The sequence below is a fragment of the Streptomyces sp. NPDC127084 genome (assembly GCF_042724175.1).
In the GTDB taxonomy this organism is placed as follows: domain Bacteria; phylum Actinomycetota; class Actinomycetes; order Streptomycetales; family Streptomycetaceae; genus Streptomyces.
This window is the reverse complement of sequence record NZ_JBHXFA010000002.1, coordinates 22,719-47,606: the sequence shown is the minus strand read 5'-3', so window position 1 is coordinate 47,606 and position 24,888 is coordinate 22,719. Positions and strand designations below refer to the sequence as shown.

Below are 24,888 nucleotides of genomic sequence, written 5' to 3'. Positions count from 1 at the left end.
CCGGGGGAGCCCCCGCTACCACAACCACCGTTTGCTCGTCGCCACGTCCCGCCCTCACACTGGGTGGCCCCGGTGCGGCCGCCGGGGGCACACCCTTTGTCGTCAGACCGGTCCGGCATCAGCCGAAGTCGTTCGTGCCCGGCGTGGGACGGGTGCTGATGGAGTCGTCGTACGTCGGCATGTTGGTGCCGGTGTCGACTGCGAAGATCGCCCGCCACGCCTGCAAGCTCCTCGCCGCCGCCGGTCTGCACGGCCACAAGTACGCCCTCGACGCCACGGTGGCCGCCACCGCCCTTGCGTCGCCCGCCCCTGTCACCATCCTGACCTCGGACCCCGAGGACCTCCGCGTGCTCTGCGGCGCCGGCGTTGCCGTGGTGAGGATCTGAGCCGCCGCCCACGGCCCCCGGTCGGGGGCCGTGGCGCGTATGTCGTGCTACCGCGTGCGTCAGCTCTTGTCGAGCGAGGCCCAGAACTCGTCGAAGGTCAGCAGGCCGTCGCCGTTGCCGTCCTTCGACTTGATGACGGCCTCGGCGACGGCCTCCGTCACGTGGAAGTCGCCCAGCTGCGCCATCACGCTCTTGTACTCGGCGGCCGAGATCAGCCCGTCGCCGTTCATGTCGTAACGATCGAAGGCCTTGCGCGCCGACTCGATGTCCGCCACTGGTCCACCCCTTCTTGGTGCCTTACTGATGGATGCAGGGTATCCGCGAGGCCGTGGACCGTCTCCGCGGGGCAGCCGAGACCACCCGCGCGGGTGGGGGGATCATGAAGGTATGAGCGATGCGCTGGCGAGGATCCTGGCGGCGGCCGAGCGCGGTGAGTTCCCGCCGCCGGACGGGACGACCACGGTGGTGCCCCAGCCGAGCGGGCGGGACGCGGGTGTGCTGGCGTTCACCGCGCACTCGGTGGTGTTCACGGACGAGGATCCGGAGTGGGTACGGGCCGCCCTCGCGTCGGTCTCCAGCGATCCGCTCGCGGCGAGTATGAACCCCGGCTTCCTGGGCGCCCTGATGGCGCGGACAGGGCGGTCCATGAACACCATCGACCTGCTCACGGTCGCCCCGTCGCGGCCGGGACCGCCCGAGCTGCCGCTGCGCGAGATCGACGATCCGGAGCATCCCCGGGTGGCCAGAGCCCGCCACTTCCGTGACGACGTCCGGGTGTGGGCCACCCACGGGGGTGTACTGGTGCTGGGCCGCGGGGTGGCCGGGCGCTGGGAGGCGGCGATCGAGGTCGACCTGGAAGCCCGCGGGGCCGGGCTCGGGGCACGGCTCGCGGACGCGGCCCGGCATCTGGTCCCCGACGGCAGGCATGTCTGGGCCCAGCAGGCCCCGGGTAACGCCCGCAGTGTGCGGACCTTCCAGCTGGCGGGGTTCCGGCCGGTCGGCTCGGAAGCGCTGCTCCTCCCCAGCGGGTGAGTAGTCACCCGGACCGGCGAAAGATTCCATGAATCACCCAGGCCCGCTTATATTTGCTCACAGTTTGCAAGGGGGCTGACTGATTTCACCTTGGATTCACCCGGCCGCTACCCATAAATGCCCCACTTTGGCCCGGTAGAGACTTTTGGCGACAGGGCCGCCTGTCTGCCATAGTCGTGGCACGACCCCCATTGACCCGGGCCAGGTCGTCTCCAGCGGTCGTGGACCACACCCCTCCTGTCCACGACCGCACGCGTGAAGCCCCCAAGCGCCCCACGACGGCGACAGGGGGCCTTCGCGTATCACCGAGGGGCCGGGGTGCGGCGGTCGGAATCAGCGGTCGGAGACCCGCATCTCGAACCAGGTCGTCTTGCCGCGCGGCAGCAGATCGACTCCCCAGCGGGTGGACAGCTTGTCCACGAGGGTCAGACCGCGGCCGCTGGTGTCCAGATCGCGCACCGGCAGCAGACACGGCAAGCCCCGCGAGGGGTCCCGCACCTCCACCTTGATCCTGCCGGGCCGGCGCAGCAGGTGCAGCCCGAAGGCCCGGGCACCGGTGTGCTGGACCGCGTTGCCGACGAGCTCGGAGACGAGCAGGATCACGTCCTCGGCGAGCTGCGGGGACAGAGCCCACTGGCGCAGCAGCACGTACTGGGTCAGTCGGCGGGCGATGGCGGCCGACTCCGGGAGGGACGGCAGCTCCACCTCACCGTCGGCCGGGTTGCCGAACGACTCCAGGGCCTTGAAGACCCGGTCATCGTCCGCCAACGGCCTCCATCGCTCGGCGGTCGCACCGCCGCGCTGCCGTGGTTGCTCCACACCATCCAGCCCCGCCATGGCCACCATGATGGCTGCTCGGACGCCACCCCGGGGCCGTTCCCAGGGAATCCACGCCCCCGGGGACGAGGCCCCGGGGGCACGGATTCCGCATATGCCAGCGGCAGAGATGCCTCATATGACCCCCTGACCAGCCCTGACGCACCGCATACGAATGATCGCGAAGCGCTCCGACAGGTCGGCGTCCCATGGCTCTCTTAAGGTTCCCTTAAGGCGGAAACCCTCGCTGCAACCCGGCGCAACCCCCAGCGCCCCCAGGGGTATTCGGGAGGTACTCGTGAGTACTCGGCGGTGCTCAGAGGAACTTGGCCTTGCCCGGCCCCTCCTCCACGAAGCTGCGCATCCCGCGCTCCCGGTCCTCGGTCGCGAACAGCCCGGCGAACCAGTTCCGCTCGATCGCGAGACCCGTGTCGATGTCCGTCTCCAGACCCGCGTCCACGGACTCCTTCGCCGCCCGCAGCGCCAGCGCCGGCCCCTGGGCCAGCTTCGCCGCCCAGGCGTGCGCCTGCTCGTAGACCTCGGCGGCCGGTACGACACGGTCCACCAGGCCGATCGCCAGCGCCTCGTCGGCCTTCACATGACGGCCGGTGAAGATGAGGTCCTTGGCCTTGGAGGGCCCGACCAGCCGGGCGAGCCGCTGGGTGCCGCCGGCGCCCGGGATCAGCCCCAGCAGGATCTCCGGCTGGCCCAGCTTCGCGTTGTCGGCGGCGATCCGGTAGTCCGCGCAGAGCGCCAACTCGCAGCCGCCGCCCAGGGCGTAGCCGGTGACGGCCGCGACCACCGGCTTGGGGATGCGGGCGACGGCGGTGAACGCGTCCTGAAGGCCCTTGGACCGCTTCACCATCGCGGCGTGGTCCATCCGCTGCATCTCCTTGATGTCCGCACCCGCCGCGAACACCTTCTCGCCGCCGTAGAGGATCACGGCCCGGACGTCATCGCGGTCGGTCGCCTCGGCGGCGAGCTCGCGCAGCCCGTCCTGGGTGGCGATGTCCAGGGCGTTCATCGGGGGGCGGTCCAGGCGGATGGTGCCGACGCCTTCGGAGACTTCGAGATTGACTGTCATACGGGGAGGTTAGCCCCCGTTAACGCGGACGGACCCGGTGCCGTCGGTCACAGCACCGGGTCCGCGTCCGCGCGGGTGTCGCAGCGCTACGCGACCCACTCGTCCCAGGACATGTTCCAGCCGTTGAGCCCGTTGCTCGGGGCGATCTGCTTGTCCTTGGAGTTCTTCACGATCACCACATCGCCGATGATCGAGTTCTCGTACATCCAGGCCGCGGGCGCCTTCTCGTCCCAGCCGCCCCGCACATCGCGCAGTCCGACGCAGCCGTGGCTGACGTTGGCCGAGCCGAAGGTGCCGGAGGAGGCCCAGTAGTTGCCGTGCATGAAGGTGCCCGAGTCCGACAGGCGCATCGCGTGCGGCACGTCCTTGATGTCGTACTCGCCGCCGAAGCCGACGGTGGCACCGTTCATCCGGGTCACCTTGTACTTCTCGCTGATGACCATCTGCCCGTTGTACGTCGTCGTGGACGGCGCGCCCGCGGTGATCGGGAGGGTCTTGAGCAGCTTGCCGTCCCGTACGACCTCCATGGTGTGCTCGCTCGCGTCGACGGTCGAGATCTGACTGCGGCCGATGGTGAACGTCACCGTCTTCGACTGCTTGCCGTACACCCCGGGCCGGCCCTCGACGCCGTTCAGGTTGAGCTTGACCGTCACCTTGGTGCCCGGTGTCCAGTACTTCTCGGGGCGGAAGTCCAGCCGGTCGTTGCCGAACCAGTGGCCCTCGATCGGGACCGAAGGCTCGGCGGTCACCTTGATGGCGTTCTCGACGGCCTCGGGGTTGGTGATGCCCCGGCTGAAGTCGAACCGGACCGGCATCCCGACGCCGACGGTGGAACCGTCCTCGGGGTTGTACCGGCCGATGAAGGTGTTCTTGGGGACCAGCGTGGTGAAGGTGGTGTCCTTCGCGGACTCGCGGCCCTCGGAGTCCTTGGCGACCGCGTGCACCTTGTACGTGGTGGCGGCGGCGAGGTGGGCGAGCGGCTGCCAGGCGGCACCGTCCGCGCTCAGCTTGCCCTCGATCGCGTTGCCCTTGTCGTCCTTGACGCTGACGGCGGTCAGCTTGCCCTTCTCGGCGGTCACCTTCAGGGCTCCGCTGGTGGCCACGTCGTCGGCGCCGTCCTTGGGCGCGATGGTGACCACCGCCTGTGAGGCGGTGGTGTCGGCCTTTCCGGCGCCGTCCTTGTCGCCGCCCTTATCGCCGCCGCTCCCGCCCGAACCCCCGCCTCCGCACGCTGTCAGCAGCAGCAACAACGCGCCCAGCAGCAGGGCGAGCACACCCCTGCCCGCACGCCCGTTTCTGCCGTATGCCCCGGCCGATGCCCCCGATATCGGCTGCCCGTTCACGATCGGTCTTCTCCCCTCGCACGGCCTGGCCCCGCCACGGCCCGTGGAGTCCGGCCCGAGCCGGACCACTACCCCCGCGCGCGCTACCTGCGCACGCCTGGCGATAGATAATCACACCGCGAGCCATGGAGACTCCCCACGGATGTCACCGTTCAGTCCCAAGATGTCCAGGACTGGGGCGTGTCATGCGAGTCGGCGAGGATTCGCCGGCGGTGCGGGAGGCAGCCCGGGCCGATCAGGGCCGGCCAGCCAGGGTGCGGGAGGCGGCCAAGGCCGGTCGGAGCCGGTCAGCGTGCCTTGGACGGCCGGACCGGTCGGCATGGCGGGAGGGTCGAGGGCGGCCGGTGTGGTCACCCCAGCGCCGAACCGGCCTTCCAGTCCGCCCAGTCCATGTTCCAGCCGCTCAGCCCGTTCCAGGGGTCGACCTCCCGGTCAGGAGAGTTGACCACCTCGATGACGTCCCCGACGAGGGTCCGGTCGAAGAACCAGCCGGCGGGACTGCTCTGGCTGCCGCCCTTCTCGTCCCGCAGCCCCACGCAGCCGTGGCTGGTGTTGGCCGATCCGAACACCGAGGGGTGCGCCCAGTAGTTCCCGTGCAGGAAGGTGCCCGACGTGGTGAGCCGCATCGCGTGCGGTACGTCCTTGATGTCGTATTCGCTCTTGCCGGTCTCGTTGCGGAAGCCGACCGTCGCACCGTCCATGCGGGTCACGTCGAACATCTCACTGACGACCATCTTGCCGTTGTACGTCGTGGTCTCCCGCGCCCCGGCCGTCACCGGAAGGGTCGCCAGCAGCCGTTCCCCCCGGCGTACCTCCATCGTGTGGTTCAGGACGTCGACGGTGGAGATCTGCGAGCGGCCCACCGTGAAGGTAGTGGTCTTGTGCTGGATTCCGTACACGTCCGGCGCGCCCTCGACATCGCGCAGCCGCAGATCGATGCTCACCTTGGTGCCCGGCTGCCAGTACGTACGGGGGCGGAAGTCGAGGCGCTGCGAGTCGAACCAGTGGCCCACGACCTCCACCGGCGGATGCGCCGTGACGCGGATGGCGCGCTGGACCGCCGCGCGCTCCTTGATCTTCTGGTTGAAGACGAACGAGACGATCATTCCGGTGCCCACGGTCGAGCGGTTCTCGGGGTTGAAGTAGCCGATGAAGCGGTGCTCGGGCACCAGGGTGGTGAAGGTGGCGTTGCTGGCGGTGCGGCGGCCGTGGGCGTCGAGCGCCACCGCGTCGACCCGGTACTGGGCGGCGAGGGCGAGCCGGGTGCCGGCCCGGGGCCGCCAGCGCAGCCCGTCCTCGGAGATCGAGCCTGGTACGTCGATGGCCTGGGCGTCCTCAATCCGGGTCACCTTGACCCGCTCCAAGCGTCCGCTGGCCAGCTTCACTTCGAGCTTGCTGTCCGCAGCCACGCCCTTGGCCCCGTCGTCTGGGGTGATCCTGATGGTGTCGGCCGGGGGACGCGGTTTGCTGCCGGCGTCGGCCGGGGGTCTCGGGGTGCAGCCGCTGAGCACGGCCAGCAGTCCCGTCCATACAAGGGCGGCGGCCAAGGCGGTCCTCGTCCGCCGCCTCAGCGTGCTGCCCACAGGGCTCACCTCGTCGTTCACCTGCTCATACACCTGGTCGTCCACCTCGTCGGGTCGCAGAGACACGGCACGTCCCGCCCAACGACCGGCCCCCGCGTGTGGGTACGTGAGCGCCCTCATGTTGGGACGAGGTCCGCGCGGGCAGAACAGGTGGGAGGACCACGCGTGCGCCCTGTCCGGCCGGTCCGGCCCGGCGTATGGGACCGCTGAGCCGCGGGAGGCCGACAGGTGTCGAGCGCAGCCGGGCAGGAGGCAGTGCGGGAGGGAGGGGCGCCGTCCCCTGAAGTTCAGCGTCGCCCGGCGCTGAACGGGCGGCGCCACCGGCCCGGGGAAGCTGGGGATTCGGACGCCCGCGACGGGCATGACGTCGCCGCGGTCTGGCCCGGCGCGCCGACCCCGCTCGGCGCGCGGTTCCGGGTCGGTCCCGACGGGGTGGCGGGCACCAACTTCGCGCTCTGGGCGGGGGGTGCCGAGGCCGTGGAGGTGTGTCTGTTCGACGAGGTGGGCGGCGAGCTGCGCCTGCCGCTGACCGAGCTGACCCACGAAATCTGGCACGGCTTCGTGCCGGGGGTGCGGCCGGGCCGCCGGTACGGCTTCCGGGTGCACGGCCGCTGGGACCCGTGGACCGGCGCCCGCTGGAACCCGGCGAAGCTGCTGCTCGACCCGTACGCACGCGCCGTGGACGGCGACTTCGGACCGTCGGGGCGTGCTCCGCAGCTCTACGGCCATGTGCGGGACTGGCCCGAGCAGCATGTCGCCGACACCGTGCGCGATGACCGCGATTCGGCTCCGTACGTACCCAAAGGGGTCGTGGTGCACGATGAGGCGCCCGGGGACGAGTGGGCCGACGACCGCCGCCCCAAGACCCCGTGGGCGGACTCGGTCATCTACGAACTGCATGTCCGCGGCTTCACCCGGCTGCACCCGGACATCCCGGAGCCGCTGCGCGGCACCTACGCGGGGCTCGCGCATCCTGCCGCGATCGACCATCTGGTGAGGCTCGGGGTGACGGCGGTGGAACTGCTGCCGGTGCACCAATTCGCGCACGAGGACCATCTGCTGAGGCGCGGGCTGCGGAACTACTGGGGCTACAACTCGATCGGGTACTTCGCCCCGCACGCCGCCTACAGCGCGTCGGGAACGGCGGGGCAGCAGGTCGGCGAGTTCAAGCGGATGGTGCGGGCGCTGCACGCGGCGGGCATCGAGGTCATCCTCGACGTGGTCTACAACCACACCGCGGAGGCCGGCGAGCTGGGCCCGACCCTCAGCCTCAAGGGCATCGACAACCGCGGCTACTACCGCCTCCAGCCCGATGCCCGCCGCTACACCGACTACACGGGCTGCGGCAACACCCTGCATGTGGTCCAGCCCCAGGTGCTGCGGCTGATCACCGACTCACTGCGCTACTGGGTCACCGAGATGGGCGTCGACGGCTTCCGCTTCGACCTCGCGGCGGCGCTCGCCCGTTCCATGCACGACGTCGACATGCTCTCGCCGTTCCTCGCCGTGATCGCCCAGGACCCGGTGCTGCGCCGGGTGAAGCTGATCGCCGAGCCGTGGGACGTGGGCAGCGGCGGCTACCAGGTAGGGGCCTTCCCACCGCTGTGGACGGAGTGGAACGACCACTACCGCGACGCGGTACGGGACTTCTGGCGCGGTGCGCTGCCCGATGTTCGGGATCTCGGCTACCGGCTCTCCGGCTCCAGCGACCTGTACGCCTGGGGCGGGCGCCGCCCGTATGCCTCGGTCAACTTCCTGACCGCCCACGACGGCTTCACCCTGCGGGACCTGGTCAGCTACGAGCACAAGCACAACGAGGCCAACGGGGAGGGAAATCGGGACGGAACCCATGACAACCGCGCCTGGAACTGCGGGACGGAGGGCGAGACGGACGATCCCGCGATCAACGCCGTGCGACGCAGGCAGTCGCGCGCTCTGCTCAGCACCCTGCTGCTGTCCACCGGGGTGCCGATGCTGGTCGCGGGCGACGAGATGGGCCGTACCCAGGGCGGCAACAACAACGCCTACTGCCAGGACAACGAGGTCAGCTGGGTCGACTGGTCGTTGCGCGAAGAGCCGGGAGCGGCCGGGCTGCTGGCTCTGACCGCCCGGCTGCTCGCCCTGCGCGCGGCACATCCGGTGCTGCGCCGCAAGGCGTTCTTCTCGGGCCGCCCACAGGCCCCGGACGGGCTGCGGGACCTGGCCTGGTTCACCCCGGACGGCACCGAGATGAGCGAGCGGGACTGGTACGCGCCCGCGTCGACGGTCGCGTACTACCTCTCGGGACGTGACATCCCGGGCCGCGACGCCCGCGGCGTGCCGGTGGCCGACGACAGCTTCCTGGTCGTGCTGCACGCGGGCGCCGCTCCGGTGGACTTCCGGCTGCCTGGCCCGCCCTGGGGCGAGGCGTACGAGGTGGTCGTGGACACCTCGCTGGAGGACCAGTCGGGGGCTCCGGGGGCGGTGCACCGGGGCGGTCGGCGGATGAGGGTGCCCGAGCGGTCCGTACTGCTGCTGAAGGTGCTGGTGGCAGCGGCCCTTGGCGGGGAAGGAGACGGAAGCGGGGGGCAGGGGCGGGGGTGCTGAGGAGGTCGGGAAAAACTCGGTGGGCAGTGTCAGTGGTGAACCGTAGGCTCGCACCTGATGCCCACCACACACACCACCTCCGATGACCGGTCCGTCGTACGTTCCCTGCTGCGGCTGTGGCCCTACGTGCGGCCGGTACGGGCCCGGCTGTTCACCGCCGCGGTGATCGCGATCATCGCGTCCTGTCTGAGCCTGGTGATCCCGCTCGTCCTCAAGTGGCTGGTGGACGGGCCGGTCGCCGACCGGGACACAAGCGGGGTGTGGCTCGGGGCGCTGTACGTACTGCTGCTGGGCATCGCCGAAGCGGTGCTCTTCGGCTTCCGGCGCTGGATGGTCGCGCGGCCGCTGGCCGGTGTGGAAGCGGAGATGCGAGCCGATCTGTTCCGGCATCTGCAACGGCTTCCGGTGGCCTTCCATGACCGCTGGCCCTCGGGCCAGCTGCTGTCGCGCGGGACGACGGACCTGATGCTGGTGCGCATGTTCCTGGCCTTCCCGCTGACCTTCCTGCTGGTCAACGGCGTGACGATCCTGGCCGGTGCCGTGATCCTGCTGGCGCAGGACTGGGCGCTCGGCCTGATCCTGCTGGTGCCCGCGGCCCCGCTGATGGTGCTTCTGTCCCTGTTCGAGAAGCGGTTCTCGAGTGCGGCGCGCACAGCTCAGGACCAGGTGGGCGATCTGACGACGGTGGTCGAGGAGAGTGTGCTCGGCATCCGCGTCATCAAGGGCTTCGGACGGCACCGCACCCAGGCCGCCGCCTTCCGGGCCCTGGCCGAACGGCTGCGGGGCACCGAGCTGCTCAAGGCCCGGCTGCTGGCAGGCATCTGGGCCGTCATCATGGCGGCGCCCGAACTGGCCATCGGCGCGGCCCTGGTGCTCGGCACCTTCCAGGTCTCCGACGGCGCCCTCTCCGCGGGCACGCTCGTTGCCTTCCTGTCGATAGCCCTCGCGCTGCGGTGGCCGATCGAGTCGATCGGCTTCCTGCTGGCCATGAGCCAGGAGGCGGCGACGGCGACGGACCGCTTCTTCGAGGTGCTGGACGCGCAGGAGGAGCACGAGGAGCCCGAGGTCCGGGCGAAACCGGAGGCAGAGGCAATCGAGGAGCCGGAGGTGCCCGGGACGCGGGCCGGGGAGCGGGGGGCGCAGGCTGGGGCGACCACTGCGCGGCCTGCCGGTGGCCTGGTCTTCGACGCGGTCGAGTTCCGCTACCCGGACGCCGATCCCGCCTCGCCACCCGCGTTGGAGCGGATCGACCTCCAGGTACGTCCCGGGGAGACGATGGCCCTGGTCGGCGCCACCGGATCGGGGAAGACCACCCTGACGGCGCTGGTGCCGCGGCTGTACGAGGTGACCGGTGGGCGGATCACGCTCGACGGGCGGGATATCGCCGCCATGCCGCGCGACGAGCTGCGCCGACTGGTGTCCATGGCCTTCGAGGAACCCACACTGTTCTCGGCGAGTGTCGCCGAGAACGTGCTGATGGGCACCGGTGGCGAGGCCGGGGACGAGCAGTTGCGACGTGCCCTGGAGGTGGCGCAGGCCGACTTCGTGGACGCGCTGCCGCAGGGAGTCCACACCGAGGTGGGCGAGCAGGGGCTGAGCCTGTCCGGTGGCCAGCGCCAGCGGCTCGCGCTCGCCCGGGCGGTCGTGGGCGAGCCCCGGTTCCTGGTGCTCGACGACCCGCTGTCAGCGCTGGACGTGCACACCGAGGCTCTGGTGGAGGCCGCGCTCCGGCGCGTGCTGCGCGACACGACCGCGCTCGTCGTGGCGCACCGGCCCTCGACGGTGCTGCTCGCCGACCGGGTGGCGCTGCTGTCGGGCGGCCGGATCACCGCCGTGGGCACCCACCATGAACTGCTGCGCGACAACGCCGAATACGCCTGGCTGATGTCGGGCAGCCACGCCGAGGAGCACGTCCGATGAGCTCATCGACCGCCACACCGCCGGGGGCCGGTAAGGCCAAGGATGTCGAAGACCGCGCCGGCGGGACTCACCCGGTCCCCTCGGACCGCCCGCAAGCACCCGACCGCGACCCCTTCGACCATGACGCCCTTCCCGCGCCGAAAGGCGCCACCGGGGCCCTGCTGAGATCGCTGCTGGCGCCCTGCCGCACCGCGACGGCCGGTGCTGTCCTGCTGTTGCTGCTCCAGCAGGCCGCCGCCCAGGCCGGACCGCTGCTCGTCGCCTACGCGATCGACACCGCGGTACCGGCCATCGGGCGCGGCGACCACGGACCACTGGTGGCCGTCGCCGTGGCGTACACGGTGTGCGCGGTCGCGTCCGGGTTGTTCCAGTACGGCTTCATCCGCGCGGCGGCCCGCGTCAGCCAGGACGTGCTGCTGGATCTGCGCGGCAGGATCTTCCGGCACGCGCAGGTCCTCAGCGTGGACTTCCACGAGCGCTATACCTCGGGCCGGTTGATCTCACGCTCCACGAGCGATGTCGAGTCCCTGCGGGAACTGCTCAGCGAGGGCCTCCAGGAGCTGATCGGCGTCGTCCTCTCCTTCGTCTACATCTCGGCCATGCTGCTCTGGCTGGACTTCGGCATCGGCGCGGTGGCCGTGGCGAGCTTCGTGCCGCTGTACCTGCTTGTCCGGCTCTACCAGCGGCGCGCGGCGGCGGTGTACGCCGACCGCTCCACGGCGATCGCGGCCGTCATCGTGAAGTTCGCCGAGACGATGAACGGCATCAGGCCGGTACGGGCGTTCCGCAGGGAGCGCGCCAACGAGGACCGCTTCCAGGCGCTGAACCAGCAGCACGCCCGAAGCAACGGTGAGGCGCTCCTGGAGATGGCCCGCTATGTGGTCGGCTCCCGGCTGGTCGCCAACACGGCCGTCGCCGGCATGGTGCTGTGGGGCGCGTACCGGGTGAGCGTCGGCACCCTGGCGCTGGGGGTGCTCGCCGCCGCGGTGCTGTACGTGCGGCGGCTGTACGACCCGATCGACCGGCTGGGCATGTTCCTGAACTCGTACGAGTCGGCGGCGGCCTCACTGGCGAAGATCGCGGGTCTGCTGGCCCAGACCCCGAGCGTCCCGGAGCCGGAGCACCCGAGGGAGCTGCCGGCTCGCACCGGTGGCGACGCCGCCCCTGGTCGGGCGGTCGTCTTCGAGGACGTGCGCTTCGCGTACCGCACCGGAGGCGAGGTGCTCCCCCACTTCGGCCTGACCGTCCCGGCCGGGCAGACGCTGGCGGTCGTCGGCTCGACCGGCGCGGGCAAGTCCACCCTGGCCAAGCTGCTCGCCCGGTTCTACGACCCGACCGACGGACGGGTGCTGCTCGACGGGGTCGATCTGCGCGAACTGTCCCTCCCCGAACTGCGGCGCGGGGTGGTGATGGTGACCCAGGAGGCGTTCCTGTTCACCGGCACGATCGCCGACAACATCGCGATCGGCCGCCCGGACGCGAGCCGTGCGGAGGTCGAGCAGGCGGCCAAGGCGATCGGCGCGCATGACTTCATCAGCGCGCTGCCCGACGGCTACGACACGGACGTCCGCAAACGGGGTGGCCGCATCTCGGCGGGCCAGCGCCAACTGGTGGCGTTCGCCCGAGCGCTGCTCGCCGATCCCGCCGTGCTGATCCTGGACGAGGCGACCAGCTCGCTGGACATCCCCGGTGAGCGCGCGGTGCAGCGGGCCATGGACACCGTGCTGCGCGGCCGTACGGCCGTGGTGATCGCCCACCGGTTGTCGACGGTGGAGATCGCGGACCGGGTGCTGGTGATGGAGCACGGGCGGATCGTGGAGGACGGCAGCCCGGCCGAACTGATCAGCGGGGCGGGCCGCTTCGCGGATCTGCACCAGGCGTGGCGGGACAGTCTGGTGTGACCCGCTGAGCGGCCGGGGGGCCGCGCCGACACTGCGGCGCCCTCCCGATGCTCAGCCCCCGGTGACCGCACCGGCGACGAACGCGCTCCAGGCGGCAGCTGGGACGGCGAGCACCGGGCCGTCGGGCATCTTGCTGTCGCGGACAGGGATGACGCCGGGAATGCCTTCGAGGATTTCGAGGCAGTCGCCGCCGTTGTCGTCGCTGTAACCACTCTTGCGCCAGCACGCCTCGGTCAGATGGTGCTGGTGCATTGTCTGTGGTCCTTCGCCGCCGACTCGATCAGGGTCAGGGAAGCAACCGGGGAGTGCCGCGGCCCTGAGTGGATCGCAGGTCTCCTGGACCCGCTTCACCAAGGCTGGATCATCCAGCGGATTACCCGAATACACAGCCTCCCTATAGGTGGCTCAGCGCCGAAGAAACCGGGCCGCTTGGCATGACCTGGCACTTTGACCCGAGTCCCCGTTGGCCATGGATCAACTCCTTCACGCGGACCGCGCAGTTGTTGCGCGCTGCATCCGCCGGCCATAGGACCACGCCTTCACCTCTGCGAGGGGAATGGCGAAAGGAGCCGGAAGAACGAACGGAAGACATGAAGGAATAGAAGGATTTTCCTCATGGCACTGAGGCCCTGTCACCGAATTGCCCTCGCCCATCCACGACAGACGGAAAACCGTTCGGGTGCCCGCACCACGGCGTGGTGGAGTGTGCGTCATGACGACTGACGTGATCGTGGTTCCGCCGCTGTACAGCGGCTATCCGGGGGTCGCCTTCGGCGGCTATGTCGCCGGGGTACTCGCACAGCGCTCCGGGGCGAAGGCGGTGCGGGTGGACTTCCGGGGGCCGGTACCCGTGGGGTCCGAGGTGCGGATCGCCGTGACGGACGCCGGGGACGCCGAGTTGGGGGACCCGGAGAAGCCACTGACGACGGCGGTCCCGGTCGACGCGGTCTCGCTTCACGCCCTCGCCCTACCGGAAGCGCCCTCCTGGGACGAGGCGATCGCGGCGGCCGAGGCGTATCGCGCGGGCCCTCCGCCGGGGTCGGTGGACTGCTTCGGATGCGGCCCGGAACGTACACCGGAGCGTGGGCTTCGCCAGCACTGCACCCTGGTGCCGGGACGCGAGCTGGTGGCGACCGCATGGGTGCCGTCCCCGGTTCTCGCGGCGGATGACGGAACGCTGCCCGCCGAGTTGGTGTGGGGGGCCCTGGACTGCCCGGGCTTTGCGGCGGGCCGGTCGCTGGGTACACAGCAGGCAGGCGCGGTCACTGCTTCGCTCACCGGGACTCTGCTGCGCCCGGTGGTGGCCGGGGAGCGCTACATCTCGTACGCCTGGCTGCTCTCGGAGTCGGGCCGCAAGCACACGATGGCCGTCGCCGTGAGCACGGCCGAGGGGGAGCTGTGCGCCGTGTCCCAGGCTCTCTGGGTCGATCCCAGGACCTGAGGCCCTGAGCCCGCGGCGCGGGCGGGCGGGCGGCCGAACCACGGCCGCCCCTGGCGCCGCCTCCGGCGCCGCTGCCCCGGCGCACCACCCGCCACCCGGCAGCGATTCAGCCACTTCATGCATACCTACTGCCGGGTGGCCCGTATCCTCTGCCCGCCATTCGGACGGGCCGGCACCGTATACGGCACCGCCGGGCGTAAAGGAGGGCGTCGACCTGCCGCGATGACCTAGCGGTGATCACCACCGAAACGTCCGCTTAACGAACATGAAGTTTCGGGGAACGGACGGTTTCCGGCCAATCTGTTGACAGGCCCCTGACAGGAGCCAGTGATACCTGCCACGCTTCCCCCGATCCACGCACGACAAGCTCCGAACGCTCTGCATGCACCGCAGCTTCACAGCCTTCACAACTCATGTGCTCAGCTGCTCTGCCCGAACGGCCTACCCAGCCGTCCGGTACCCCCCTCGCAGAAGGAGTCTCGCGTGAGACCCATGCCCAGACGCCGCCGTGCCACCGCCACCGGCGCGCTGCTCGCCACCGCCGCCATGCTCACCGTCGGCATCCAGACCGGTTCCGCCACCGCCGCCGACGACCGGGCAGCAGCAGCCGGCCAGACCTCCCTGGCCCGCAACACCGGCGCCCTGCCGGCCCAGCTCACCCCTGCCCAGCGGGCCGAGCTGATCAGCAAGGCCACCGCCACCACGGCGGCCACCGCCAAGGAACTGGGCCTCACCGCCCAGGAGAAGCTGGTCGTCCGCGATGTCACCCAGGACCGCGACGGCACCACCCACACGCGGTACGAGCGCACCTACGCCGGGCTGCCGGTGCTCGGTGGCGACCTCGTGGTCGCCGAGACGAAGGCCGGGGCGACCGCGTCGGTCTCCAGGGCCTCCCAGTCGGCGCTCAAGAACATCGCCACCACTGCCGACGTCGCCCCGGCCACGGCCGAGAAGCAGGCGATCGCCGCCGCGCGCGCCGAGGGCTCGAAGAGCACCACCGCCGACCGCGCCCCGCGCAAGGTGGTCTGGATGGGCCAGGGCACGCCGGTCCTCGCGTACGAGACCGTCGTCGGCGGGCTCCAGCACGACGGCACCCCGAACGAGCTGCACGTGGTCACCGACGCCGCCACCGGCAAGAAGCTCTACGAGTGGCAGGCCGTCAACACCGGCACCGGCAACACGCAGTACAGCGGCCAGGTCACACTGGGCACCGCGCCGTCGTACACACTGACCGACACCACACGCGGCAACCACAAGACCAACAACCTCAACCGCGGTACGTCCGGCACCGGAACGCTGTTCTCCGGCAGCGACGACATCTGGGGCGACGGCACCGCGTCGAACATGGAGACCGCGGGCGCGGACGCCCACTTCGGCGCGGCGCTCACCTGGGACTACTACAAGAACGTGCAGGGCCGCAGCGGCATCAAGGGCGACGGCGTCGGCGCGTACTCCCGGGTCCACTACGGCAACAACTACGTCAACGCCTTCTGGTCCGACAGCTGCTTCTGCATGACCTACGGCGACGGCTCCGGCAACGCCAAGCCGCTGACGTCGATCGACGTGGCCGCGCACGAGATGACGCACGGCGTCACCGCCAACACCGCGAAGCTGGTCTACAGCGGCGAGTCGGGCGGCCTCAACGAGGCGACGTCCGACATCTTCGCCGCCGCGGTCGAGTTCTACGCCAACAACGCCCAGGACAAGGGCGACTACCTCGTCGGCGAGAAGATCGACATCAACGGGGACGGCACCCCGCTGCGTTACATGGACAAGCCGAGCAAGGACGGCGCGTCCAAGGACGCCTGGTACTCGGGCATCGGCAACATCGACGTCCACTACTCGTCGGGCCCGGCGAACCACTGGTACTACCTGCTCTCCGAGGGCAGCGGCGCCAAGACCATCAACGGCGTGAACTACGACTCGCCGACCTCCGACGGGCTGCCGGTCACCGGTATCGGCCGTGACAAGGCGTCCCTGATCTGGTTCAAGGCGCTCACGACCAAGTTCACCTCGTCGACCAACTACGCGGCCGCGCGCACCGGCACCATAGCCGTCGCCACCGAGCTGTACGGCGCCACCAGCGCCGAGACGCAGGCCGTGACCAACGCCTGGGCCGGCATCAACGTCGGCGCCCGCTACGGCGGCGGCGACCCGGGCACCGGCAAGACCTTCGAGAACTCCACCAACGTGAACATCGCGGACCTGAGCACCGCCACGTCCACGGTCAACGTCACCGGCATCACCGGCAACGCGCCGTCCGCCCTCAAGGTCGATGTCGACATCGTCCACACCTGGCGCGGCGACCTGGTCATCGACCTGGTGGCCCCGGACGGTTCGACCTACCGCCTGAAGAACTCCAGCGGCAGCGACTCGGCGGACAACGTGGTCGCCACCTACACGGTGAACGCGTCCAGCGAGGTCGCGAACGGCACCTGGGGCCTGAAGGTCCAGGATGTCGCCCGCTACGACACCGGGTACATCAACAACTTCAAGCTGACCTTCCCGTAGGCCGGCTGACAGCACCTCAGCGACAGGCGAACCGAGCGACACCCATCCGGCGCACCGCCCGGGGGCACCCGCCCCCGGGCGGTGCGTCGTGCTGTCGGCGTTCTTGCCCCCTTCACTGACTCCTAGTAGTTAAGCAACCACAGGCTGGGGAAGGCTCCCCCGGTACGCACCGGCGCGCGCTTCCCCAAACGGCGATCACAAGCGACCACACAGCTATTCGAGTGAACGCGGACAGGAGCGGCCATGCCCGCAGCCCGTCAGTCGGCGACCGAGCGGTTACAAAGAACAGCATCCGCACAAAGGGCACGCGCACGCAGACCCCCACCCCCCGCCCGCGCGCGGACCCCCTACCTCGACCAGCCACGCCCGCCCAGCCCCCAGGTGATGCCGTGAAACCGCTGATTGGCCGCATTCCCGTCCTGGACGTACGCCCCCTCGTCGACCTCGGCAGAAGGCCCGCCAAGGCCGTGGCCGGAGAGACCTTCCAGGTCTCCGCCACCGTCTTCAGGGAAGGCCATGACGCGGTCGCCGCCAACGTGGTCCTGGTGGACCCGCACGGACGGCCGGGCCCCTGGACGCCGATGCGCGAGCTGGCGCCCGGCAGCGACCGCTGGGGGGCCGATGTCACCCCCGGCAGCGAGGGCCGCTGGACGTACTCCGTCGAGGCCTGGAGCGATCCGCTGACCACCTGGCGGCGGCACGCGAGCATCAAGATCCCGGCCGGTATCGATGTCGAGCTGGTCCTCGCCGAGGGCGCCGAGCTGCATGAACGTGCCGCCGCCGGGGTGCCGAAGACGGACGGGCGGGAGGCGGTGCTCGCCGCCGCCGACACGCTGCGCGACGAGTGCCGCGCGCCCGGGGAGCGGCTCGCCGCCGCGCTCGCCGCCGAGGTCGCCGAGGTGCTCGCCCGCCATCCGCTGCGCGAACTGGTCACCACCGGCGGGCCCTTGCCGCTCCAGGTGGAGCGGCAACGCGCGCTGTTCGGTTCGTGGTACGAGTTCTTCCCGCGCTCCGAGGGCGCACGGCCGGCGGATGGAGAGCACGGAAAGCCGGTGTCCGGCACTTTCCGGACAGCGGCCCAGCGCCTTCCGGCCATTGCCGCAATGGGTTTCGACGTGGTCTATCTGCCACCCATCCACCCCATCGGCACCACCTTCCGCAAGGGACCCAACAACAGCCTGGAGGCCGGCCCCGGCGATGTGGGGGTGCCCTGGGCGATCGGCTCCCCGGAAGGCGGCCATGACGCGGTGCACCCGGACCTCGGCACGATCGAGGACTTCGACGCCTTCGTACGCTGCGCCCGGGAGTTGCGCCTGGAGGTCGCCCTGGACTTCGCGCTCCAGTGCTCCCCCGACCACCCGTGGGTGGAAAAGCACCCCGAGTGGTTCCACCACCGTCCGGACGGCACCATCGCCTACGCCGAGAATCCGCCGAAGAAGTACCAGGACATCTATCCGATCGCCTTCGACCGCGACATGGAGGGACTGGTCAGGGAGACCGTCCGGGTGCTGCGGCACTGGATGGCCCACGGAGTGCGGATCTTCCGGGTCGACAACCCGCACACCAAGCCGGTGGTCTTCTGGGAGTCGGTGATCGGGCAGATCAACCGCTCCGACCCCGACGTGCTGTTCCTGGCCGAGGCGTTCACCCGGCCGGCGATGATGCGCACCCTGGCCGCGGTGGGATTCCAGCAGTCGTACACGTACTTCACCTGGCGCAACACCAAGCACGAGCTCACCGATTACCTGACGGAGCTCACCGGCGACACCGCCGCCTGGATGCGCCCCAACTTCTTCGTGAACACCCCGGACATCCTGCACGCCTATCTCCAGGAGGGTGGCCGTCCCGCCTTCGAGGCGCGCGCGGTGCTCGCCGCGACCCTCTCCCCCACCTGGGGCGTCTACGCGGGATACGAGCTGTGCGAGAACACCCCCCTGACGCCGGGCAGTGAGGAGTACCTGGACTCGGAGAAGTACCAACTACGGCCGCGGGACTGGGAGTCGGCCGCGCGCGAAGGCCGCGGTATCGCGCCCCTGATCACCGAGCTCAACCGGATCAGGCGCCGCCACCCCGCGCTCCGGCAACTGCGGAATCTGCGCTTCCATCACGCCGACAACGACGCCGTGATCGCTTACAGCAAGCGCTCCGGTTCGAACACCGTCCTGGTGGTCGTCAATCTCGACCCCCACCACACCCAGGAGGCAACGGTCTCGTTTGACATGCCGGAACTCGGCCTCGACTGGCACGAGTCCGTACCGGTGCGCGACGAGCTCACCGGCGAGACCTATCACTGGGGCAGGACCGCCTATGTGCGCCTTGAGCCGGGCGTCACGCCCGCGCACATCGTGGTCCTGCGACCGTCCCCGCTGACCGGAGGGTCACCCACATCATGATCGTCAACGAGCCCGTCCACGACCTCTTCGAGGACACCCCCGCGAAGGACCGGGACCCCGACTGGTTCAAACGCGCCGTGTTCTACGAGGTGCTCGTACGGTCCTTCCACGACAGCAACGGCGACGGCATCGGCGACCTCAAGGGCATCACCGGCAAGCTGGACTACCTCCAGTGGCTGGGCGTCGACTGCCTGTGGCTCCCGCCGTTCTTCAAGTCACCCCTGCGCGACGGCGGTTACGACGTCGCCGACTACACGTCCGTGCTCCCCGACTTCGGCGACCTCGCCGACTTCGTGGAGTTCGTGGACGCCGCGCACCAGCGCGGGATGCGGGTCATCATCGACTTCGTCATGAACCACACCAGCGACCAGCACCCGTGGTTCCTGGAGTCGCGCAAGTACCCGGAAGGGCCGTACGGGGACTACTACGTCTGGGCGGACAACGACAAGCAGTACCAGGACGCCCGGATCATCTTCATCGACACCGAGACCTCCAACTGGACCTTCGACCCGGTCCGCAAGCAGTACTACTGGCACCGCTTCTTCTCCCACCAGCCGGACCTCAACTACGAGAACCCGGCCGTCCAGGACGAGATCATGGCGGCCCTGCGCTTCTGGCTCGACCTCGGCATCGACGGCTTCCGCCTCGACGCAGTGCCGTACCTGTACCAGGAGGAGGGCACCAACTGCGAGAACCTCCCGGCCACGCACGAGTTCCTGAAGCGGGTACGCAAGGAGATCGACGCCCACTACCCGGACACGGTGCTGCTGGCGGAGGCGAACCAGTGGCCCGAGGACGTGGTCGACTACTTCGGGGACTACTCGGCGGGCGGCGACGAATGCCATATGGCGTTCCATTTCCCCGTGATGCCGCGGATCTTCATGGCGGTGCGGCGGGAGTCGCGCTATCCGGTCTCCGAGATCCTGGCCAAGACCCCCGAGATCCCGGACAACTGCCAGTGGGGCATCTTCCTACGCAACCATGACGAGCTCACCCTCGAAATGGTCACCGACGAAGAGCGCGACTACATGTACGCGGAGTACGCCAAGGACCCGCGGATGCGCGCCAACATCGGTATCAGGCGCCGACTCGCCCCGCTGCTGGACAACGACCGCAACCAGATCGAGCTGTTCACCGCCCTGCTGCTGTCACTGCCCGGTTCACCGATCCTGTATTACGGCGACGAGATCGGGATGGGCGACAACATCTGGCTCGGCGACCGGGACGCGGTGCGCACCCCGATGCAGTGGACGCCGGACCGCAACGCCGGATTCTCCTCCTGCGATCCCGGCCGACTGTATCTGCCGACCATCATGGACCCGGTCTACGGCTACCAGGTGACCAATGTCGAGGCGTCGATGGCCTCGCCGTCGTCGCTGCTGCACTGGACCCGGCGGATGATCGAGATCCGCAAGCAGAACCCGGCCTTCGGGCTCGGTTCCTACACCGAGCTGCCCTCGTCCAACCCCGCCGTACTGGCCTTCCTGCGGGAGATGCCGGCCACCGACGGGGGTGGTGACGACCTGGTGCTGTGCGTCAACAACTTCTCGCGGTTCGCCCAGCCCACCGAGCTCGATCTGCGGCGCTACAACGGCCGCCATCCGGTGGAGCTGATCGGCGGGGTGCGATTCCCCGCGATCGGCGAGTGGCCGTATCTGCTGACCCTGGCCGGGCACGGCTTCTACTGGTTCCGGCTGCGCAAGGAGCCCGCGAAGGAGCCGCCGAAGGACCTGGCGGCGACGGCGCCCGCCGGGCCGCACGCCGGGGAGCCTGAGCACCGGGGCGATGCCCCGGAGGCAGTTGTCAAGGGGACCATGCCGAAGCAGGTGTGACCGAGGCACATGCCATCTCGGGTGCGGGGCGGTTGTACCGCCCCGCACGGGGCACGCTCCCCCTCATACCCGCGCCGTACCCGCGTCCGTGCGGGCGCACCGAGTCCGTACGGACCATCCTCGCTCGACATTCCCCCCTCCCTTCGGCGGGGGGACCCCCACGCACAGCCCGGACAGCCTATATTTACCGCAATCCGGGACACTCTTCGCATCCTGTGGTGTGCCCGGGGAAAGGACGCGATGCCATGTCGGAGGCTGCATCCACCCGGACCCCCGTGGCTCTGCTTCCCTCACTCACCCCCCTGCTCCATCAGTGGCTGCCCCGGCAGCGCTGGTTCGCGGGCAAGGGACGGCCCGTCACCGGCTTCTCCCTGGTGTCGGCCGCCGAGCTGCTGCCGGTCGACTCCACGAGTCCCGGACTGCTGCATCTGCTGGTCCGCGTCCAGCACCCCGGGCCCGCGGGCGGCAAGGCGGCGGGCCGCGAGAGCGCCGACTGCTACCAGCTGCTGCTCGGGGTGCGTACGACCCTGCCGCCCCGTCTCGCGTCCGCGCTGATCGGCCGGGTGGACGAAGGCCCGCTGGCCGGCCGTACCGTCTACGAGGGGCTGCACGACCCCCGGCTCGCCGCGCTGCTGCTGGAGCGGCTGCGCACCCCCGGCCGGTTCGGCACGCTCCGCTTCGACCAGGCGGTCCCGGTGGTCGGCGGCCTGCCCGCCCGGATCCTGGACGCCGAGCAGTCCAACTCGTCGCTCGTCTACGGGGATTCGTACATCCTCAAGATCTTCCGCCGGGTGTATCCGGGGATCAACCCCGATCTGGAGCTGCCGCTCGCTCTCGCCCGCGCGGGCTGCGAGCGGGTGCCCGCCCCCGTCGCCTGGTATGAGACGGCGACGCCCGAGCCCGCGACGCTCGGGGTGCTCCAGCCCTACCTGCGCGGCTCGCAGGACGGCTGGCAGCTCGCCCTGAAAGCGCTCGCCGCCGACCGCGACTTCACCGAGGAGGCCCAGGCACTCGGCCGGGCCACCGCCGAGGTGCACACCGCCCTGGCCGCGGCACTGCCGGTGATGACCCTGAGCCGGGCCCAGACCTGGCACCTCGCGACGGCGATGAACGAACGGCTGGACGCCGCGGTACGTGCGGTGCCCGCACTGCTCCCGTACGCGCGCGGGCTGCGCGACGCCTTCGACGCGATCAACAAGGCCGAGCTCTGCCGCGGCGGACACGCCCAGCGCATCCACGGCGATCTGCACCTCGGCCAGGCCCTGCGCACCCCCGACGGGCTCTGGTCGGTGATCGACTTCGAGGGCGAGCCTGCCCGCCCACCGGCCGAGCGCCGCCGGATGCAGCCACCGGTCCGCGACATCGCCGGGATACTGCGCTCCTTCGACTACGCGGCCCGCTCGCACCGCCCCTGGAACCCGGCGTGGGCGGCCCGCTGCCGCGCGGCCTACTGCGAGGGCTACGCGGAGGCGTCCGGCACCGACCCCCGGGCGGAGCCCGAGCTACTGCGGGCCTATGAGACGGACAAAGCGGTGTACGAGGTCGTGTACGAGGCCCGCCACCGGCCGGACTGGCTACCGGTCCCCATGGCGGCGATCGAACGGCTGGCCGGACCGGGGCAATGACGCCCGCCCACTGCCCACACCCCCAACGCACCTAGGAGGCCGTCCCCGTGACCCCCCGCACGCCAGCCGACCACACCGCCTCAGCCGGTACCGCGTCCTCCCGACCGGCCGCGTCACCGCCCGATCAGCCGCCCACCGCCCATTCACCCGCCACCCGGCAGCCGGCGACGGGCAGCCACGGTGTGCGGCCCGCCAAGCCCCTGTCCGGCGCCGACCGCGAACGGCTGCTGCGCGGCACCCACCACGATCCGCACGCGCTGCTCGGCGCCCATCTGACCCGGATCGGAGTGGTGTTCCGGGTACTGCGCCCGTACGCCCGGTCGGTCACCGTGGTCGGCAAGGGCCTGCGGGCCGAACTGCACGAAGAGGGCGACGGCTTCTACTCGGGCGTGCTGCCGATGCGGCAGGTGCCCGAGTACTCGCTCCAGGTCCGGTACGACGACGACACAGCGGTCGAGTTCGCCGACCCGTACCGTTTCCTCCCCGCGCTCGGCGAGCTGGACCTGCATCTGATCGGCGAAGGGCGGCACGAGGAGCTGTGGGGGGCGCTCGGCGCCCATCCGATGGTCCACCAGGGAGTGACCGGCACCCGCTTCACGGTGTGGGCCCCGAACGCCCAAGGCGTGCGGCTCGTAGGGGACTTCAACTACTGGGACGGCACGGCCTTCCCGCTGCGCTCGCTCGGCTCGTCCGGGGTGTGGGAGCTGTTCGTACCGGAGGTGGGCGAGGGCGCGCTCTACAAGTTCGACATCACCCGGCCCGACGGCTCGCACACCGTGCGTGCCGACCCCATGGCCCGCCGCACCGAGGTCCCGCCCGCCAACGCCTCCGTCGTGACAGCGTCCCGGCATATGTGGGGCGACGGGGAGTGGATGGCCCGGCGCGGTGAACGGCCTGTGCACGAGGCCCCGTTCTCCGTCTACGAGGTCCATCTTCTATCCTGGCGTCCCGGTCTGAGCTACCGCCAACTGGCGGAGCAGCTCCCGGCGTATGTAAGGGACATGGGCTTCACCCATGTGGAGTTCATGCCGGTCGCCGAACACCCCTTCGGCGGTTCCTGGGGCTACCAGGTCACCGGCTTCTACGCCCCCACGGCCCGGATGGGCACCCCGGACGACTTCCGGTACCTGGTCGACTCCCTGCACCGGGCCGGCATCGGCGTGATCATGGACTGGGTCCCGGCGCACTTCCCCCGGGACGACTGGGCGCTGGCGGAGTTCGACGGGCGCCCGCTGTACGAGCACACCGACCCGGCCCGTGCCGCGCACCCCGACTGGGGCACGCTGGAGTTCGACTACGGCCGCAAGGAGGTACGCAACTTCCTGGTCGCCAACGCCGTGTACTGGTGCGAGGAGTTCCATATCGACGGGCTGCGGGTGGACGCCGTGGCCTCCATGCTCTACCTGGACTACTCGCGGGAGTACGGCCAGTGGAGCCCGAACGAGCACGGCGGGCGGGAGAACCTGGACGCGGTGGCTTTCCTCCAGGAGATGAATGCGACGGTCTACCGGCGCTGCCCGGGGGTGGTCACCATCGCCGAGGAGTCCACGGCCTGGGACGGGGTGACTCGGGCGACGCACCATGCCGGACCGGCCGGTTTCGGCGGTCTCGGCTTCGGGCTGAAGTGGAACATGGGCTGGATGCACGACTCGCTCGGCTATGTCGCGCACGAGCCGGTGCACCGCAAGTACCACCACGACGAGATGACCTTCTCGATGGTGTACGCGTACAGCGAGAACTACGTCCTGCCGATCTCGCATGACGAAGTGGTGCACGGCAAGCAGGCGCTGGTGTCGAAGATGCCCGGCGACTGGTGGCAGCGGCGAGCCAACCACCGGGCCTACCTCGGCTTCATGTGGGCCCATCCGGGCAAGCAACTGCTCTTCATGGGACAGGAGTTCGCCCAGGGCGCCGAGTGGTCGCACGAGCACGGTCCCGAGTGGTGGCTGATGGACGAGACCTACCACTCCGCGGGCGACCACCGGGGTGTACGGGACCTGGTGCGCGAGCTGAACACGGTGTACACGGCGACCCCGGCACTGTGGCAGCGGGACACCCTGCCGGACGGCTTCGCGTGGGTGGACGGCGGCGCCGCCGAGGACAACGTATTCTCCTTCCTGCGCTTCGACGCGCAGGGCGGCCCACTGCTCGCGGTGTCCAACTTCTCGCCCGTGGTCCGGGACGCCTACCGGCTCGGCGTGCCGCCCGCAGTCTCCGCCTGGGCGGAGGTGCTGAACACGGACGCCGCCCGCTTCGGCGGTGGTGACGTGCTCAACTCGGAGCCGCTGAAGCCCGAGCAGGTGGGCGCGCACGGACGGCGCACCAGCATCCAGCTGACGCTGCCGCCGCTGGCGACGGTGTGGCTGAAGCCGGCCTGATCACGGCGGAGCGCCGTCCAGCCGCAGGTCCTGTCCCGGCGGTCGCAAACGCCGGGC

Annotated in this window: 16 protein-coding genes and 1 pseudogene; 11 read left to right on the top strand and 6 right to left on the bottom strand. The window is 70.2% G+C overall.

Translation table 11 applies throughout. The features are described 5' to 3' along the window. Window positions 1-197 precede the first annotated feature (197 nt). Window positions 198-386, top strand: a pseudogene (locus ACFWI9_RS01070) (DNA-binding protein); the annotation flags it as partial. Between the two features lie 59 nt (window positions 387-445). Here the strand turns inward: ACFWI9_RS01070 and ACFWI9_RS01065 are convergent. Continuing rightward, window positions 446-661, bottom strand: coding sequence for an EF-hand domain-containing protein (locus ACFWI9_RS01065; protein ID WP_387158049.1), 216 nt, complete (start codon window positions 659-661; stop codon window positions 446-448). A gap of 112 nt (window positions 662-773) precedes the next feature. On the opposite strand from ACFWI9_RS01065, the gene ACFWI9_RS01060 reads away from it, so the two are divergent. After that, on the top strand, window positions 774-1,418 hold the full coding sequence (locus ACFWI9_RS01060) for a GNAT family N-acetyltransferase (protein ID WP_387158047.1): 645 nt from the start codon (window positions 774-776) through the stop codon (window positions 1,416-1,418). 333 nt (window positions 1,419-1,751) lie between these two features. Here the strand turns inward: ACFWI9_RS01060 and ACFWI9_RS01055 are convergent, their stop codons facing one another. The 4 genes from ACFWI9_RS01055 to ACFWI9_RS01040 form a co-directional block, all read right to left on the bottom strand. Further along, the gene (locus ACFWI9_RS01055; protein WP_387158046.1) at window positions 1,752-2,255 is read right to left on the bottom strand and encodes an ATP-binding protein; all 504 of its coding nucleotides are present in this window, start codon (window positions 2,253-2,255) and stop codon (window positions 1,752-1,754) included. 295 nt (window positions 2,256-2,550) lie between these two features. Continuing rightward, entirely contained in the window at window positions 2,551-3,318 is a 768-nt protein-coding gene (locus tag ACFWI9_RS01050) for an enoyl-CoA hydratase/isomerase family protein (protein ID WP_387158044.1), read from the bottom strand. An 86-nt stretch (window positions 3,319-3,404) separates the two neighbouring features. Continuing rightward, window positions 3,405-4,661, bottom strand: a complete 1,257-nt coding sequence (locus tag ACFWI9_RS01045) for an Ig-like domain-containing protein (protein WP_387158043.1) — start codon at window positions 4,659-4,661, stop codon at window positions 3,405-3,407. 350 nt (window positions 4,662-5,011) lie between these two features. Beyond that, window positions 5,012-6,232, bottom strand: a complete 1,221-nt coding sequence (locus tag ACFWI9_RS01040; protein WP_387158140.1) for an Ig-like domain-containing protein — start codon at window positions 6,230-6,232, stop codon at window positions 5,012-5,014. Between the two features lie 240 nt (window positions 6,233-6,472). On the opposite strand from ACFWI9_RS01040, the gene glgX reads away from it, so the two are divergent. The 3 genes from glgX to ACFWI9_RS01025 are packed head-to-tail and all read left to right on the top strand — an operon-like array spanning window position 6,473 to window position 12,651. Then, entirely contained in the window at window positions 6,473-8,830 is a 2,358-nt protein-coding gene (gene glgX / locus ACFWI9_RS01035; protein WP_387158041.1) for a glycogen debranching protein GlgX, read from the top strand. 57 nt (window positions 8,831-8,887) lie between these two features. Then, the gene (locus ACFWI9_RS01030; protein ID WP_387158040.1) at window positions 8,888-10,750 is read left to right on the top strand and encodes an ABC transporter ATP-binding protein; all 1,863 of its coding nucleotides are present in this window, start codon (window positions 8,888-8,890) and stop codon (window positions 10,748-10,750) included. Then, entirely contained in the window at window positions 10,747-12,651 is a 1,905-nt protein-coding gene (locus ACFWI9_RS01025) for an ABC transporter ATP-binding protein (protein ID WP_387158038.1), read from the top strand. The genes ACFWI9_RS01030 and ACFWI9_RS01025 overlap by 4 nt, the downstream gene beginning before the upstream one ends. A 51-nt stretch (window positions 12,652-12,702) precedes the next feature. Here the strand turns inward: ACFWI9_RS01025 and ACFWI9_RS01020 are convergent, their stop codons facing one another. Beyond that, entirely contained in the window at window positions 12,703-12,903 is a 201-nt protein-coding gene (locus tag ACFWI9_RS01020) for a DUF397 domain-containing protein (protein WP_387158037.1), read from the bottom strand. A 460-nt stretch (window positions 12,904-13,363) separates the two neighbouring features. Here ACFWI9_RS01020 and ACFWI9_RS01015 point away from each other — a divergent pair, with 460 nt between their 5' ends. From ACFWI9_RS01015 to glgB, 6 genes are all read left to right on the top strand, one after another. Further along, entirely contained in the window at window positions 13,364-14,092 is a 729-nt protein-coding gene (locus tag ACFWI9_RS01015) for a hypothetical protein (protein ID WP_387158035.1), read from the top strand. A gap of 492 nt (window positions 14,093-14,584) precedes the next feature. Further along, on the top strand, window positions 14,585-16,603 hold the full coding sequence (locus tag ACFWI9_RS01010; RefSeq protein ID WP_387158138.1) for a M4 family metallopeptidase: 2,019 nt from the start codon (window positions 14,585-14,587) through the stop codon (window positions 16,601-16,603). Between the two features lie 398 nt (window positions 16,604-17,001). After that, on the top strand, window positions 17,002-18,996 hold the full coding sequence (locus ACFWI9_RS01005) for an alpha-1,4-glucan--maltose-1-phosphate maltosyltransferase (RefSeq protein ID WP_387158137.1): 1,995 nt from the start codon (window positions 17,002-17,004) through the stop codon (window positions 18,994-18,996). After that, a complete protein-coding gene (gene treS / locus ACFWI9_RS01000) occupies window positions 18,993-20,828 on the top strand; it encodes a maltose alpha-D-glucosyltransferase (RefSeq protein WP_387158034.1) in 1,836 nt (611 codons plus the stop codon). The genes ACFWI9_RS01005 and treS overlap by 4 nt, the downstream gene beginning before the upstream one ends. 245 nt (window positions 20,829-21,073) lie before the next feature. Next, a complete protein-coding gene (locus ACFWI9_RS00995; RefSeq protein WP_387158032.1) occupies window positions 21,074-22,453 on the top strand; it encodes a maltokinase in 1,380 nt (459 codons plus the stop codon). A gap of 47 nt (window positions 22,454-22,500) precedes the next feature. After that, window positions 22,501-24,831, top strand: a complete 2,331-nt coding sequence (gene glgB / locus ACFWI9_RS00990; protein ID WP_387158031.1) for a 1,4-alpha-glucan branching enzyme — start codon at window positions 22,501-22,503, stop codon at window positions 24,829-24,831. Window positions 24,832-24,888: the final 57 nt, after the last annotated feature.

Coding starts and splice junctions, on each gene's coding strand:
- ACFWI9_RS01015 (WP_387158035.1), top strand. CDS start 13,364: ATGACGACTGACGTGATCGTGGTTCCGCCGCTGTACAGCGGCTATCCG.
- ACFWI9_RS01050 (WP_387158044.1), bottom strand. CDS start 3,318: ATGACAGTCAATCTCGAAGTCTCCGAAGGCGTCGGCACCATCCGCCTG.
- ACFWI9_RS01055 (WP_387158046.1), bottom strand. CDS start 2,255: ATGGCGGGGCTGGATGGTGTGGAGCAACCACGGCAGCGCGGCGGTGCG.
- ACFWI9_RS01010 (WP_387158138.1), top strand. CDS start 14,585: ATGCCCAGACGCCGCCGTGCCACCGCCACCGGCGCGCTGCTCGCCACC.
- ACFWI9_RS01060 (WP_387158047.1), top strand. CDS start 774: ATGAGCGATGCGCTGGCGAGGATCCTGGCGGCGGCCGAGCGCGGTGAG.
- ACFWI9_RS01030 (WP_387158040.1), top strand. CDS start 8,888: ATGCCCACCACACACACCACCTCCGATGACCGGTCCGTCGTACGTTCC.
- ACFWI9_RS00995 (WP_387158032.1), top strand. CDS start 21,074: ATGTCGGAGGCTGCATCCACCCGGACCCCCGTGGCTCTGCTTCCCTCA.
- ACFWI9_RS01020 (WP_387158037.1), bottom strand. CDS start 12,903: ATGCACCAGCACCATCTGACCGAGGCGTGCTGGCGCAAGAGTGGTTAC.
- treS (WP_387158034.1), top strand. CDS start 18,993: ATGATCGTCAACGAGCCCGTCCACGACCTCTTCGAGGACACCCCCGCG.
- ACFWI9_RS01025 (WP_387158038.1), top strand. CDS start 10,747: ATGAGCTCATCGACCGCCACACCGCCGGGGGCCGGTAAGGCCAAGGAT.